General features: G+C 43.8%; 20 protein-coding genes, 1 tRNA gene and 1 pseudogene. 13 read left to right on the plus strand and 9 right to left on the minus strand.

All coding sequences use genetic code 11. The features are described 5' to 3' along the window. Window positions 1–18 precede the first annotated feature (18 nt). Window positions 19–792: a stalk domain-containing protein gene (locus tag AC58U0_RS18160; RefSeq protein WP_497380378.1), complete on the plus strand. Its 774-nt coding sequence runs from the start codon at window positions 19–21 to the stop codon at window positions 790–792. Window positions 793–842: 50 nt separating this feature from the next. Here the strand turns inward: AC58U0_RS18160 and AC58U0_RS18165 are convergent, their stop codons facing one another. Further along, window positions 843–1,979: a hypothetical protein gene (locus AC58U0_RS18165; RefSeq protein WP_497380379.1), complete on the minus strand. Its 1,137-nt coding sequence runs from the start codon at window positions 1,977–1,979 to the stop codon at window positions 843–845. A 167-nt stretch (window positions 1,980–2,146) separates the two neighbouring features. Between AC58U0_RS18165 and AC58U0_RS18170 the strand changes: the two genes are divergently transcribed. From AC58U0_RS18170 to AC58U0_RS18180, 3 genes are read left to right on the plus strand one after another with little or no spacing between them, the layout of a single operon-like run. Continuing rightward, the gene (locus AC58U0_RS18170; RefSeq protein WP_497380380.1) at window positions 2,147–2,980 is read left to right on the plus strand and encodes an alpha/beta hydrolase family protein; all 834 of its coding nucleotides are present in this window, start codon (window positions 2,147–2,149) and stop codon (window positions 2,978–2,980) included. Between the two features lie 3 nt (window positions 2,981–2,983). Continuing rightward, window positions 2,984–4,345, plus strand: coding sequence for a Na+/H+ antiporter NhaC family protein (locus AC58U0_RS18175; RefSeq protein WP_497380381.1), 1,362 nt, complete (start codon window positions 2,984–2,986; stop codon window positions 4,343–4,345). Beyond that, a complete protein-coding gene (locus AC58U0_RS18180; RefSeq protein WP_497380383.1) occupies window positions 4,338–4,850 on the plus strand; it encodes a metallophosphoesterase in 513 nt (170 codons plus the stop codon). The genes AC58U0_RS18175 and AC58U0_RS18180 overlap by 8 nt, the downstream gene beginning before the upstream one ends. Before the next feature lie 10 nt (window positions 4,851–4,860). Here AC58U0_RS18180 and AC58U0_RS18185 read toward each other — a convergent pair whose 3' ends face one another. Both AC58U0_RS18185 and AC58U0_RS18190 read right to left on the minus strand, forming a co-directional pair. Next, window positions 4,861–5,319 (minus strand): DUF2243 domain-containing protein, encoded by a 459-nt coding sequence (locus tag AC58U0_RS18185; protein ID WP_497380384.1) that lies wholly within the window; start codon window positions 5,317–5,319, stop codon window positions 4,861–4,863. Between the two features lie 134 nt (window positions 5,320–5,453). After that, window positions 5,454–5,526 (minus strand) — tRNA-Val (locus AC58U0_RS18190). A gap of 358 nt (window positions 5,527–5,884) precedes the next feature. Here AC58U0_RS18190 and AC58U0_RS18195 point away from each other — a divergent pair. Further along, a complete protein-coding gene (locus tag AC58U0_RS18195) occupies window positions 5,885–6,079 on the plus strand; it encodes a hypothetical protein (protein ID WP_057302992.1) in 195 nt (64 codons plus the stop codon). 108 nt (window positions 6,080–6,187) lie between these two features. Here the strand turns inward: AC58U0_RS18195 and AC58U0_RS18200 are convergent, their stop codons facing one another. The 3 genes from AC58U0_RS18200 to AC58U0_RS18210 form a co-directional block, all read right to left on the minus strand. Further along, entirely contained in the window at window positions 6,188–6,478 is a 291-nt protein-coding gene (locus AC58U0_RS18200) for a hypothetical protein (RefSeq protein ID WP_497380385.1), read from the minus strand. Window positions 6,479–6,674: 196 nt separating this feature from the next. Further along, on the minus strand, window positions 6,675–6,884 hold the full coding sequence (locus AC58U0_RS18205; RefSeq protein ID WP_057302991.1) for an alpha/beta-type small acid-soluble spore protein: 210 nt from the start codon (window positions 6,882–6,884) through the stop codon (window positions 6,675–6,677). A gap of 157 nt (window positions 6,885–7,041) precedes the next feature. After that, the gene (locus AC58U0_RS18210) at window positions 7,042–7,194 is read right to left on the minus strand and encodes a hypothetical protein (RefSeq protein ID WP_497380386.1); all 153 of its coding nucleotides are present in this window, start codon (window positions 7,192–7,194) and stop codon (window positions 7,042–7,044) included. Between the two features lie 311 nt (window positions 7,195–7,505). Here AC58U0_RS18210 and AC58U0_RS18215 point away from each other — a divergent pair, with 311 nt between their 5' ends. From AC58U0_RS18215 to AC58U0_RS18230, 4 genes are all read left to right on the plus strand, one after another. Continuing rightward, the gene (locus tag AC58U0_RS18215; RefSeq protein WP_497380387.1) at window positions 7,506–7,832 is read left to right on the plus strand and encodes a hypothetical protein; all 327 of its coding nucleotides are present in this window, start codon (window positions 7,506–7,508) and stop codon (window positions 7,830–7,832) included. 167 nt (window positions 7,833–7,999) lie between these two features. Continuing rightward, window positions 8,000–8,551 carry a superoxide dismutase family protein gene (locus AC58U0_RS18220; RefSeq protein WP_497380389.1) on the plus strand — a complete coding sequence of 184 codons (552 nt, stop codon included), beginning with the start codon at window positions 8,000–8,002 and terminating at the stop codon, window positions 8,549–8,551. Window positions 8,552–8,572: 21 nt separating this feature from the next. Continuing rightward, a complete protein-coding gene (locus tag AC58U0_RS18225; RefSeq protein WP_057302989.1) occupies window positions 8,573–9,052 on the plus strand; it encodes a hypothetical protein in 480 nt (159 codons plus the stop codon). A 123-nt stretch (window positions 9,053–9,175) separates the two neighbouring features. Beyond that, entirely contained in the window at window positions 9,176–9,403 is a 228-nt protein-coding gene (locus AC58U0_RS18230; RefSeq protein WP_497380390.1) for a hypothetical protein, read from the plus strand. Window position 9,404: 1 nt separating this feature from the next. On the opposite strand, the pseudogene AC58U0_RS18235 reads toward AC58U0_RS18230, so the two are convergent. Both AC58U0_RS18235 and AC58U0_RS18240 read right to left on the minus strand, forming a co-directional pair. Continuing rightward, window positions 9,405–9,757 (minus strand): annotated as a pseudogene (locus AC58U0_RS18235) (Ger(x)C family spore germination C-terminal domain-containing protein). Continuing rightward, window positions 9,697–10,026 carry a Ger(x)C family spore germination protein gene (locus AC58U0_RS18240; RefSeq protein ID WP_497380427.1) on the minus strand — a complete coding sequence of 110 codons (330 nt, stop codon included), beginning with the start codon at window positions 10,024–10,026 and terminating at the stop codon, window positions 9,697–9,699. The pseudogene AC58U0_RS18235 and the gene AC58U0_RS18240 overlap by 61 nt, the downstream one beginning before the upstream one ends. Window positions 10,027–10,290: 264 nt before the next feature. Between AC58U0_RS18240 and AC58U0_RS18245 the strand changes: the two genes are divergently transcribed. Genes AC58U0_RS18245 through AC58U0_RS18260 form a run of 4 tightly spaced genes read left to right on the plus strand, consistent with a single transcriptional unit; the run spans window position 10,291 to window position 12,934 of the window. Beyond that, on the plus strand, window positions 10,291–10,989 hold the full coding sequence (locus AC58U0_RS18245; protein ID WP_497380391.1) for a glycosyltransferase family 2 protein: 699 nt from the start codon (window positions 10,291–10,293) through the stop codon (window positions 10,987–10,989). Between the two features lie 6 nt (window positions 10,990–10,995). Then, window positions 10,996–11,340, plus strand: coding sequence for a DUF2304 domain-containing protein (locus AC58U0_RS18250; protein WP_057302985.1), 345 nt, complete (start codon window positions 10,996–10,998; stop codon window positions 11,338–11,340). Further along, window positions 11,337–11,693 carry an EamA family transporter gene (locus AC58U0_RS18255; RefSeq protein WP_497380392.1) on the plus strand — a complete coding sequence of 119 codons (357 nt, stop codon included), beginning with the start codon at window positions 11,337–11,339 and terminating at the stop codon, window positions 11,691–11,693. The genes AC58U0_RS18250 and AC58U0_RS18255 overlap by 4 nt, the downstream gene beginning before the upstream one ends. A 29-nt stretch (window positions 11,694–11,722) precedes the next feature. Beyond that, on the plus strand, window positions 11,723–12,934 hold the full coding sequence (locus AC58U0_RS18260; protein ID WP_497380394.1) for an ArnT family glycosyltransferase: 1,212 nt from the start codon (window positions 11,723–11,725) through the stop codon (window positions 12,932–12,934). On the opposite strand, the gene AC58U0_RS18265 is transcribed toward AC58U0_RS18260, so the two are convergent. Next, window positions 12,903–13,334 carry a CBS domain-containing protein gene (locus AC58U0_RS18265; protein WP_057302982.1) on the minus strand — a complete coding sequence of 144 codons (432 nt, stop codon included), beginning with the start codon at window positions 13,332–13,334 and terminating at the stop codon, window positions 12,903–12,905. The genes AC58U0_RS18260 and AC58U0_RS18265 overlap by 32 nt on opposite strands. Between the last annotated feature and the right edge of the window lie 7 nt (window positions 13,335–13,341).

Genomic DNA, 13,341 nt, shown 5'->3' on the forward strand with positions numbered 1-13,341 from the left:
CAAAGGAGGATTTTTAATATGAAAAAAAGTGTATACGCGGTTATACTCGGTTTCGGTTTGCTCACTACAAGCATCTTATCAGTTTCGGCTCAGGAACATGAACCTGGACATGATAGCATGGCGGCTGACATGAGTATGAAAGCAGCGGTACAACAGCAGGTAAAATCCGATATGAAGCTCACTTTGAATGGCAAACCCTTGCAGCTTGATGAGTCCTACCTTATTGATAACTCTTTGTTTGTGCCGTACCGTGCCTTTGCAGAAGGTATTGGATCAGAGGTTGGTTATGATGCCGCTACCCAAACGGTTACCGTAAAGAAGGACGCAAAAACGGTTAAACTCATGATCGGATCCTCAGAAGCCAATGTGGACGGCGCCAAAGTATCGATGGTCGGTCCTGCTCAGTTGATTAACAGTTCAACCTTCGTTCACTCCCGTTTTTTGGCTGAAGTGTTCGGGATTAAGGTCTTGTATGATGAAGCAACGCGGACGGTTAATCTCGTTAGCGGAGGAGCTTCCGGATCCGGAGAAGAGGTAGCTAAAACATATTACGTGAATATTGAGGGCTTTGCTTTCAAAGAAGGGGACATTACCGTTGAAGCAGGCTCGACTGTTATCTTTACGAATAAGGATAAAGTGAAACACAACGCTGTCGCGGATGATGGCAGTTTCCAAACAGCGCTTTTGGCGACGGGTGAATCGGAAAGTGTTACGTTTGCTAAGCCAGGCGAGTATACGTACTTCTGTGAGCCTCATAAGAATTTCATGAAGGGTAAAATTACGGTGAAATAAAAATGATAAGCCCGGCATCTCTCGACTAGTTCCTGAGATGCCGGGCTTTATTATTGCATGACAGCGCTGCGAATATACCAGCGCTCACCCAGCGAAGCTCTTTCGAGGCGAAAGAGCACGCGCCTGTTCGCAACCGCGGAAGGACGTACCGGCGTAGCCGAAACGTCGACCGCGGTGTCAAGCTGCAGGAGCTGGGACACGTCCCGCTCCGGGAACTTGGACAGGCGGCGCATGCTTCGCACATGCAGCGCCTGTTCTTGCCCTGTGGTGACCTGCAGCAGCTGCAGGTCACCTTGGTTCGCCGCGCTGATCCATACGTCGATCAGCGCCCAAGGCGAGAGCTTGCTGATGTATTCCGTCAGCAAGCCTGCCGCTCGGTGCACCATGACCTGGTGCGCCGGGTCGACGGAGCGGGAGCCGTGCGTCACGCTCCCGAGGAAGTGAATACAGAAATGACCGTTGAAGTCATTTCCCGGTATACCATCCCCACCATGCGGCATGCCGTGCATGGAACCGGCCAGCGTGCGGCCGTTCAGCTTCACGAGGACTGCTTTGCGGTCCCAGCTCCAGGCGCCGCCGTAAATGGTTTTGAGCGTCGCAGAGTCGGATTTGGTCAGCGGCTGTACATCCGCATGATGTGAGCCTGCGCGGCGCTGCCCCTCAAAGCTGAGACCGCTCTCCACGTCTACGATGGTGAATTTACTGTATTTGGGGAGGACTTCACTAGCCTCCTCCCAGGGAAGTATTTCGCCATAATGCTTGGCTCTAACAACTTGAACTTGCGAACGCAGTGTTTCTTGAGCGGTGCTTGAGATGTTTAACGTGAGTCTCGCCGCGAGATCTACCACTTCTCCATTCGGGGTGACACCATATCGTTGTGGCACACCTTTTTTGTCAAAGGAAAGCGTGGTGTCCGGGGGAAGCGGTGCGACGAATGGCGCACCTATACCTGCATCATCAAGCTCTCGTTGCAATTTTTTATCTACAAATATAGCTTCAGTTTGATAAGCCGCATGAGGTGAAACTTTAACGACCAGCTGGAACTCTCCGGAACTCGCGGTTTCTTCAAGCAGTGGCATATAGCCGTGAGCCCGTGTGTTTATACCTATTGCAGCTGTAAGAAGGTTTGTAAGCAACAGTGAGTAAAACAGCTTTAGGAGCAAGCTGTTTGCTCGGAGTGGATGCATAGGTTAGCTTCCTCCTCATTCAGTTTTAAAAGCACATAATCAAGTTTTTACTAAATGTCTTAAATTTATGAACAGTAGTCCTGCTAATGCTGATCTATTTAGATTTGTGATAAAATAACAGAAGTATGCAGCATTTAGAACACGATTTGGAGAGGAAGGAAATACGAATGAAACCAAGCACGGGTAAACCGTTTGAACTATGGATAGAGACTGATCGTGTTGTAAGAGGTGACTTTTATGAAGCATTGTCACAACCGGCCAGAGGGACTTTAATTATTTGTCACGGGTACAAAGGTTTCAAAGATTGGGGAATGTTTCCGCATGCGGCTCAGGCGTTAGCCGATGAGGTCGATGTGATTTCAATCAATTTTTCGCACAACGGCGTGGGTGCTGACCTACTTGAGTTTACGGAGCTTGAGAAGTTTGCTCGAGAAACTTATTCCAAAGATATAGAAGATTTGGATGCTGTTGTGAATGATATTCATAACCGTGAAGGCTCAGCCACTCAGAAACCCATTCTTCTTTTAGGTCATAGCAGGGGGGCAGCTGTGTGCTTGATCTATGCACTTGATCATCTTGAACACATTGCCGGTGTGATTAGCTGGAACGGGATTGCGAATGTCGATTTGTTTACGGAGGAAAATAAAGCGGAGATGCGGGCAACAGGACGAACGTACACGATGAACGGTCGCACGAAGCAAAACATGCCGCTAGACCTCGAAATTTTAGAAGATATGGAGCATAATCGTGAGCGTTTCGATATCGTGGGAAGGATTAGCGGTGCTAATTTCCCAATCGCCCTTATTCAGGGGACGGAAGATGGAGAGAGAGGAATCCGAGGTTCTAAGAGGCTTGTTGAGCAAAATGCCGCCATTGCATGGATTAGAATTCCTGAGGGCAACCACACCTTTGGTTCTGTTCATCCATATCAAGGGGAGACGAAGCCTCTGAAGGAAGCAATTCATGAAACCAAAAGAACGATACAAGGGATGTTAGCCTAAACGATGTTAACGATTAGACAACTTAGTGCAGTTATCACGATAACGATTATAGGGCTTGCTGTCGCTTATTTTCTACATATTCCTTTAGTGATTGGATTTTCAGTAGGGCTTTTGACCTTGGCTTTCCTTATTTGGCGAGCGGAAACAACATTTTGGAACATCTTGAAAAGCATGTGGGAAGGTGTCAAGCATACCAAAGAGGTCATTTGGATTCTTGCCCTAGTTGGTGTGGTTATCCCTACATGGACATTGAGCGGTACGATCCCATTTATGATCGATTTGGGCCTTAGTATCGTTGATCCTAGTTTTTTTCTAACCTTTTCATTTGTACTTTGCGTTTGCATCTCTATGGTGTTGGGCACATCTACCGGTACACTCAGTTCTGTGGGTATCCCATTAATTGGTCTGGGGCTGCTGCTGCATATCCCGCTTCCTATGGTTGCTGGTGCACTTGTGTCAGGTGCTTTCGTTGGTGATCGGACTTCACCATTTTCCAGTGCAAATAGACTTGTAGCTTCTTCAACAGGCGTATCCATGCAAGTCCTTTTTAAAGCCTTACTACCCACAACAATAGGTGCGCTTGGTGTCGCGCTGGGGTTTTTCTTAGTTTGCGATTTTCGTGGAGAATGGCATCAGAGTGACATCACGTTACACAATCAGCAGTTTGCTTCGGGTTTTAGGTACAGCTTGTGGCTCTTGCTGCCAGTATTTGTTCTATTGATTTCAATCCTTTTAAGGTTGAAAACAAGAACTGGCTTCCTCTTGTCGATTGCTTGTGCAATCGTAATTGGCATGAGCTTGCAACAAGTGACTTGGAATGAATGGCTGCATGATATGTGGTTCGGTTACCATTCCAGCTTATTTAACTCGCTGCAAACCAAAGGGCTTTCTAACATGACCGAGCTAATTGCACTTATCGCCCTCGCGGGTGCTTACAGTGGCATTTTAGAAAAGTATCGTATCCTAGAGACTTATATGCAAAAGCTGCTAGGGTCGACGTCCGCTTCACTCCTTTCAGCGACTGTACGAACATCCCTATTTGGCCTTGGGCTTGGACTTGTGTCGTGCACACAAACATTGCCTATTATGATGACGGGGCGGAGTTTACTGCCTTTTTGGGAAGAGCGATTTCCTCGCAGTCAACTTGCCCGTGTTGTGGCTGATTCAAGCCTCATTCTAGCTGCTATGATTCCGTGGAACATGCTTGCCATCGTCTGTGGAACAATAGTAGGCGTACCCGTGCTAGCGTATATTGGCTACGCGCCTTTTCTTTGGGCTTTGCCTGTGTGTACTTTGCTGTGGTCTTTATGTTGGAGAAAAAGTGGAAGTTTAAGTAGAAGAAGAGGAGTGGGATTCGGTGGCTAATACCTATTTTATATCGGACCATCACTTTGGTCATTCATCCATTATTGATTTCGAAGCTCGGCCCTTCGCCGATGCTGACGAAATGACCGCGACGATGATTGCCAAATGGAATGCTGTCGTCAGGCAAGAAGACAAAGTATTTCATCTAGGGGATTTTTCCTTCTTGAATAAAGAGCGAACCAAAGCCATTGTTTCGGAGCTAAATGGTTACAAAATCCTCATCCTAGGCAATCACGATCGGGGAAGGTCGAGAACCTGGTGGCTTGAAGTCGGTTTTGATGAAGTAAGCGAGTACCCGATCATTTATAAGAATTTCTTTTTCCTCTCACATGAGCCGATGTATATGAATAAACAAATGCCCTACGTCAATGTACATGGCCACATTCACAGCCAGAAATACGAGGGGCGTCATTATTTTAATGTGAGTGTGGAGCATTGGGATTATACGCCTGTTTCTTTTGAACAGATTCGGGATTCCGTTGTGGTGAGTGAGGAGCAGTCGTGAAGGTACGGTTTCATCGTACCTTTTTTCTAGTGTCAATCTTTAACTTCACATAACTGCATCCGATGATTATTAAAATCACCCCTGAGATTAAGTAACCAATATCATAGAGCAACCAATTCGGACTAGCAGGTTTAACATGATGTAAGCCTAAGAGTTGATGATCTATTAAACCTTCTAGTAAATTGAAAGCGCCGGCACCAATAATCATTGAACCGATAAAGTTTCGCCAGTTGAAACTAAGACGATCATTTGAAGCATCTTTAAATATCTTAATGCAGGCAAACACTAGCAGCATCGTTACAAATAAATTAAATACACCATCTGAGAACAGCTCAATCCGATGATTATGATGGTCAACGACATGGTGCCACTGCAAAAACTGGTGAAAAAGGATGCCATCAATGGCACCCATAAAGCCTAACCCTAGGATTAGTGCATTGATGAATAGATTCTTTGTTTTTATATCCATATACGATCATATCTCCCATTCAACCTAATGATAGTGCATATGATAGTATTACCTTGGTAAATAAAGGATAAACCTTTGTGTGCAGGGGGTGAAAAACGAAAGAAAGTCCTTACAATGTAAGGACTTTCTTAGTATGACCTGTAGTGGGCTCGAACCACTGACCCCTACCCTGTCAAGATAGTGCTCTCCCAGCTGAGCTAACAAGTCGTTTTTTGAAGACAATTAGTAATATACCAAGGATTTAAGTGATTGTCAACAGATGGTTATCATTCTTATTTACGCCAATTACGGAACAGCTTTTGGAAAAACGGAAGCGTTCCTCGTTTCTTTTTGGACCTGGGAATGTAAGATATGTTCGCCAATGAATCGTGGCCTACGTCTTTTATGGGGAGCAGGGTGGAAAGTTCTTCCTTTGAGACTCCTTGTACTGTCATAGTAGCAGTCAACCTTTCCGGACAATCTGACACTACTGTACCATATTTAGGAGCTTGTTTGATAGTGGGGCTTTCATCTTGGCTTGATTTATGGTAACTTGATGACAGTAGATCTTGGGAGGAACAAGGAAATGACGAAACAACAGCATCGATGGAATTTGCGTTTGAAGAGCAGTAATGTATATTTGGGCACTGTATATTTAGGGGATCCGCTTCCAGAAATCGAAGATGTCATCATGATTGGTGAGAAGAAATATACGATCCTTGAGCTTGGGAGTAACCGTGATGCAAGTGACGTATTTGTTGAAGAAGTGAAAAAGAAATAAGGATTCAAAGTGAAGCGCTATTCTAGTCGGATGATTCCGATGAATGGCGTTTTTTTATGGTTTCATATGCAATGAAAAGAGGCTGCTCTTACAGCCTCCGTGTATGTGTTATGTGATGTTGTATAGAGAAGCAAGGCAATCAACGAACATTTTGTTATATTCTTCGCGGGTATAGTCTTTATTGCAGGTAATGTCTCTTCCTAGGAATTGATACCAAGTGATTTCGGTGGGAATCTTTTTGTATACAAACTTTTCGTTCTGGATGAGGAACGTATCATTCTCGAAATACGGTACATTGTCAAATTGAAGAGCTTTTTCGCCTTTTTGTTCGCTAACTAATGTAGCCAAAAGAATGAGCATGCGATAGGGATCACGGAATATTTCATATTGTTCAGTCAAGGTAAACACTCCTTTATCAGATAACGGACAACGTAATCATACTAGAACTATTTCCAGAATAGAATACTTCCGTGGAAACTGGTGAGGAAATTGAAGGAATATATGATCATTTCGAAGGAAAAAAAGAAAAGACTGATTTTCACTCTAAGGAGGATCGAGTGAATCAGTCTTTTTTGCTTGCTCCTACATCAAAGGATTAGCGTTTGAAGCTGGAAAGTTGTTGCTCAGCTATTTGCACTAATCGCTTCGTGATGTTGCCACCAATGGCACCGGCATCACGTGTTGCCAAATTACCGTTGTAACCATTAGGGGAGAGAGGGACACCAATTTCCTGAGCGACTTCATACTTCAGTTGATCCAATGCTGCCTTTGCTTGTTGTACGACTAAAGTGTTGTTTCTAGCCATTCATAATCATCTCCTTTTTTTTGGTACACCAGTATTATTTGAATGTTCAGTTTATTTATTCATGAAATTTAAAAAAAGTTACAAGTTTTTTTACCGTCTTCCAAACATCAATAAACCCCCAACCAGTAGGTAGGGGGAGAATATATAATTAGGATGATTATTCCTCTTCGGATTCCGTGCTTTCTTCCGCAGCAGCAGCTTCTTGGGTAGCTTCTGCAACTTCTTCAAACACCTCTTCGTTCACCACTTCTTCGGTGGACTCTGGAGCAGTTTCTTCTTCATTTTGTACAACTTCTTCCTCTTGGCTCATATATTGTCACCTCCTTTGATACGTATAGTATCATCATAACGGCTTCTAGCAAGCTAAACAAGTAGGGGAGTGGGGGATTTAATAGATTTAATGTAACCTTAATCGGTTTGTCATTCCATGTGGAATTCGTATAGCAATATAAGTCGTATCCTACGAGAAAATGCTTTGTTTTCGCCTGATAGCACGATTAAGCATGTTTTATTTTTTCTATGAATATACATGAGTCGAAGCAGTAAAAGTTCATGATTTACTAAGTTGAGCTTATGCTTACGAAGTTAGTTTTCTTACGAAAACTCTTAGGAGGAATCCGAATGAATCGCTCGGATGTTATTTTGGAGTTACAACTTGTACCGGAATTGCTTAAACAAGCAGAAGCCATCTATGTGGATGCGGTATCGGAACTGTCCTGGGCAAAGCATCAGCTTCTAGCCAAAGAATGTGAAGTTATTGGGGACGGAATGGTTACAGGGAAAAATGAGCTTCACCGACAAGCGGAGATGTGGCCATACACCAAAGATTTACAGCAGCAAGTTTTGCGGATGGAAGACGCCGTCGAGCATACGAAGGTTGAGTTCCATTTCTACAAGAGGAAGCTAGAGAATCTGCAAATCATTGCGAAACTTATGACGATTTTATAATGAGATAATGAAATGAATCAAGCCTGTAATCGAGAGATTACGGGCTTTTTGCTATAGAACGCTTATGATGAAAAAATTGTTCTTTTAATGCGGTTACAGTGTAATGCAGTTGTGCATCCTAAGGGTAGATTATGTAAAAGCCAAGTATTCGGGAGGATATCGCCAGTATGAAATCAATTAAGATCATCATGACTGCCAGTCTGGGGTTGCTTGTACTTACCGCTTGTCAAAGTGTGAAGAGCACAGTAACGACTGAAGCCGCAGCACCACCTTCAGAGCTGCAAGTTTCACTTATTGGTTCGAGCGGCCAACCCATAGGGACTGCCCATTTAACATCTGTTCAGGATGGAGTTCAAATTGATCTCCAAGTTAGCGGTTTGACACCAGGAAAACATGGCTTACACTTTCACGAAAAAGCAGTCTGTGAAGCCCCCAACTTTGAATCGGCAGGCGCTCACTTCAATCCTTTTAAGAAGGAACACGGCTTTCACAATCCTAAAGGTTTCCATGCAGGGGATCTCCCCAATTTGGTCGTGGATGCACAGGGAAATGGGAAGTTCAATGCCATTACAAAGTCGGCAGTGCTGCTTCTAGACAAGCCTAATTCATTGTTGAAGCAAGGAGGAGCTAGTCTGGTCATCCATGAGAAAGAAGATGATCTGAAGACGGATCCATCCGGTAATTCGGGTAATCGAATTGCATGCGGTGCTGTGAAATAATGGAAGGAGCTGTCTGACAACATGATTAAAACACAGGATCTCAAGCTGCAAATGGATGAACTAACCAAACAAAATGATATGGTACTCATCGAGCTAGAGCAAGTAAAGAAGATGTTGATTAACAGCTCTCAAAGCTCACAAGGAAGCCAAGGGCAGCAACAATTTAATAATAGCAGCAGTGATCAGCAAACCTCTAACTCTAATCAACAAGCGCAGGGTCAAGACCAAGACCAAGATCAGAATCAGAATCAAAGTAAAAGGGCCGGTCAAGGTGACGCGAACGGTCAGCAAGTAACGGACTTAGCCAATGATTTATTGAAAATCAAGGATCTCGTAGAAAAGTTAGAACAAAAAACGTCCCAATATGTTAGCAGTCAGTCCAATGGTACATTAAATGAGAAAGATGCGGTCAATCTTATACTGACTTTAATGAATGGTATGGTAGATTGGGCAAGCGAATTTGTTTCATCCAGAGCATCGTCGAATGGGCAAGTACAATAGTTGTCTATGAAAAGACAAAAGGGCCGCAGAAAGCAGCTCTTTTGTCTTTTTTGTCGAATTCTAACTTAATTCATTAAGTGAACTTAATGAAAGGTTTGTTGATTTTTTAGGCGATTCGACAATATGTCCATATTTACAGATGGCAAAATGACCGATAAAGTAAAGTGTAGACAAAAAGAAAGAGACAAACCTGGATGGGGTGTTGCAATCGTGAGAGAAATCGATATTAATCACGTCATGAGTCAGCTTGGAATTCAGCCATCACAATGGCAAGAGCTGCGAGATCAAGAAGATCAACAAGAGGAAGTTGAACGTAATTGCGTTATCGACACATCGCTGGAAACTTCCTAAATTACTTAATGACTCCCACGCCATCAAGTTTCACCTGGATATTCACGTTAAACTCTAACTCATGATAGAGGGCTTGCCACGCTTTCCATTCTTCTTTTACTGTGCCAAAGTGATGAGCTCTATAATCCAACCCAAAGCCTAACGGATCCACATTTTTTTTTGGAACTTCTTTAGCAAGTTTATGATCGCGGTTTCACCTGTTTTCGCAACGGCTTCTTCATAGGTTTTTACTTTATCGGGGTCAAGTGGCTTCAACGTTTCTTCTATGACACCGCGCAGCTTTATCTTCATATCTACATAGGGTCGTTCATTGGTTGGTGTAAGGACTTTATATTTGGATTTAATACAGTCCACAGAAACAAAAAAAATGGAATCGTTGATGCTTCAATAATGGGATGGATGGGATCTAAACCCCATTCTTTTTTTTTGCGGTAAAAATCGAATAAATATTCCGAAACGATATACCCCGATTCTACCCCCGTTCTACTGAAACTGAGCAGGAGAGAGTTGCCTGGCAATCGCTCATGCAAGATTCTGGTATCTAGGACAGCTTCAGCGGAAGGTTTACCTACTGCAAGCCATGATACGAGTTGTATATCTCTGCGACGATTAAGCCAATCCAGCTTTCATATGAGTGGACTACATGATTCGGTGTTCTAAATCATCGGATGGTCCTAACTTATCAAGAAGCCACTGCTTGTTCCGGCTCGTGAGATCAAAGGATATCCTTCCTTTCCAAGCAAAATTTTCCTCTTAGTTTGTCTCTTTACGTCGGAACCTATCCATTAGCGTTCTTGCCATTTGGTTTAATCAGATGGAGAAGGGGGTATGCTTGGGAATAGAAATGGTTAAGAATGGATGAACTTAGGGAGGGAAGGAATGACCTCATGAAGACACTTGCCATAATTCCGGCTTATAACGAAGAAAAGACAATAGCAGGCGTGGTGGCCTCTATAAAACGAGAGCAGCCTGAAATGGATATTGTTATTGTCAATGATGGTTCCACGGATCGTACCTCAGCGATTGCCCGTGCGTTACAACATGCGGCTGTAATCGATTTACCTGTCAATCTAGGCATTGGAGGCGCCATGCAAACGGGATTCATGTACGCAGCAAGGAATGGCTACGATATCGCTATTCAGATTGACGCAGATGGTCAACATGATCCCGAAGCGTTGACTCAAATCATGGAGCCAATCTTGGCTGGGCATGTTGATTGCTGCATCGGCTCTCGATTTCTGCTGAAGACCGCTTATCGTTCCGCATGGAATCGAAGAATAGGCATTCTCTTTTTCACCTGGATGATTAGTTGGATGATTGGCAAAACCTTCACTGATCCTACATCGGGTTTTAGAGCGGTGAACCGTCCCATCATTGAGCTTTTCGCCCGCTATTACCCGGAGGATTATCCGGAGGTAGAGGCTGTAGTGTTACTGGAACGGCAGCAATTCAGAGTGAAAGAAGTATCAGTTTTAATGCATGCGAGGAAAGCGGGACAATCGTCCATTACCCCAGTAAAATCGCTTTACTATATGGTTAAAGTATCTCTAGCTGTATGTATGACAAGAATTCGTAATGTGAGTTGATGATTCGTGAATGTATATGTTTGGGCAATCTCTTTTTGTTTGGTGTTTATTTTCATTTCCGTAGAGCTTATTCGTAGGCAAAAACTACAGGAGCAGTACGCCATTCTTTGGCTAGTACTAGGATTAATCATGGCATTGTTTAGTGTGTTTCCGAGCTTATTGGATTTGGTTTCGCACAGAATGCATATCTACTACGCACCTTCGTTGCTTTTTCTGGTGGGATTGTTATTCTCACTAGTATTTATCATGCATTTAACGCTTGTCATATCTAAGCTCCACCGCAAACTAACCCGACTTATTCAAGAAGTCGCACTGCTGCAGGAACAATTACGAGGGAAGGGATCTGAATGATACGGATGACGGCTCCGATTCTCATTGTATTCCTAAATGTATGTTTACTGGTGTGTGGTCAAATTGTATGGAAAATAGCTCTCAATCGAACGCCATTAACAGGAATTCAAAATTTAGGCACCGTACTGATGCAGCCTTATATTCTTGTGGGGTGCTTACTTTATGGCATCGCTACGTTGATATGGTTCTATGCTCTTAGCCGATTTGATCTAAGTCGCGTTTATCCGCTCCAATCGATCGCGTATGTACTAGGTGCGTTGTTCGGTTGGTTGGTATTAAAAGAAACGCTTACATCATCGCAATGGGTAGGGCTGCTCTTCTTAGTTGGAGGCGCCTTTCTGTTAGCTAGATAGGTTCGTTCTAATAAGGAGAGTAGGATCTTATGAAACGCGGAGTTTGGCTTGGCTTGTTGCTCCTTATGGCTGCAGCTTTGTATATACGCCTGCACTATGTGCTTGAAGCTGAATACCCACCACTTGAGTGGGATCAATTAGAGTACACGAAGACAGCGATTCAATTGCTCGAAAAAGGCATATTCGCCTATCGCGATACCGTGCCTAACTCACTCGTGACACCCGGATTTCCGCTGCTCTTAGCGGCTGTATTTAGCCTTACAGGTCATGAACAACTGGAGCAGGCACTAATGGTCGTTCGTATCATGAACTGCTTTATTTCGCTGGGAGCGATTGTATTCCTATTTCTGATTGGAAAAAGGCTGTTTAATTCCATGACAGGGCTAATCGCAGGCACTTTTGCCGCGGTATATCCTTCCTACGTCTGGTCAACTTCACTGATCTTGACAGAGGTTCCGTTTTTAACTGTTTTTACGGGGCTGCTCTACATGCAGGTGCGCATCATACAAGATAACAAATGGCGGGATCATCTATGGATGGGGGCTTTACTTGGGCTTTGCGTCCTCATTCGTCCGAATGTACTTCCCCTTGCTGTTGTTCCCTATATGTTTCTCTGGGTAAGAACGAAGAAAATAGACGCAGCCTATGGATTACTAGCAGCTGCGTCTTTTGCCTGTATCATGATGCCTTGGTGGATTCGGAATTGGATGACTTTTCATTCTTTTATTTTTATCGCCAAAGGGGAAGCGGGCAATCCGTTCCTTGGAGGAACGGACCCCTATTTCCGAGGAACAATTGATTGGGACCATATCGATACAGATCATCAGTTCGCTGAAGGTGTGAGACGAATCAAAGAAGGTTTGGCCCAGGAACCGTTGTTATGGATGAAATGGATGACAATAGGAAAATTGCTTGTATTTTTTAAAACGATGTGGGTGGGACCTTATCCCTTTTCCGTACCAGCGTGGTATGCGAATGCACTTACACAGTTGCATACTTTCTTAATTGCTGCAGGCAGCATATCGATGATCATTTTCAGCTTTCGCAAACCTTCAATTCAATATTTAACAGTGGCATTTCTCTTGTTCTTAGGTGTCCATATGGTGTTTATTCCGGTGGATCGCTATGTGTACGGTATGCTTCCATTTCTAATGCTGGGCAGTGCCTATTTGATTTCACAAGTCATCTACATGCTTCATAGCGCTTGGACTACCTCTCTCCAGCAGCGGAGGGGGATTTGAACACGAGCTGCTTCGCGCAGTATTCGATAATCTCGCTTCTACGAACGATCCCGATGAATTTATCGGAATCATCTACGATCGGAACGAAGTTTTGCACTTTGGCCAAATCGATAAGATCGACCATTTCGGCATGAATATGTACCGGTTTATTTTGCACACGCAGAGGAACCTCGGCCAGCACATGGCGGTGAGCATTTTCGAAGCCAACCCCATCTGAATTTTTAAGAAACCACAATAAATCTCCCTCGGTAACCGTACCTACATAATGACCATCATCGGAAAGAATAGGCACAGCCGTATAGCGGTGATATTCCATACGTTCTAATGTTTGACGAAGTGTTGCTTGCAATGTCGTTGTTATAACTTCGGATTTAGGCAAAAGGAAAAAAGCAATATTCATTCATTAA

The sequence above is a fragment of the Paenibacillus sp. J31P190 genome (genome assembly GCF_059692075.1).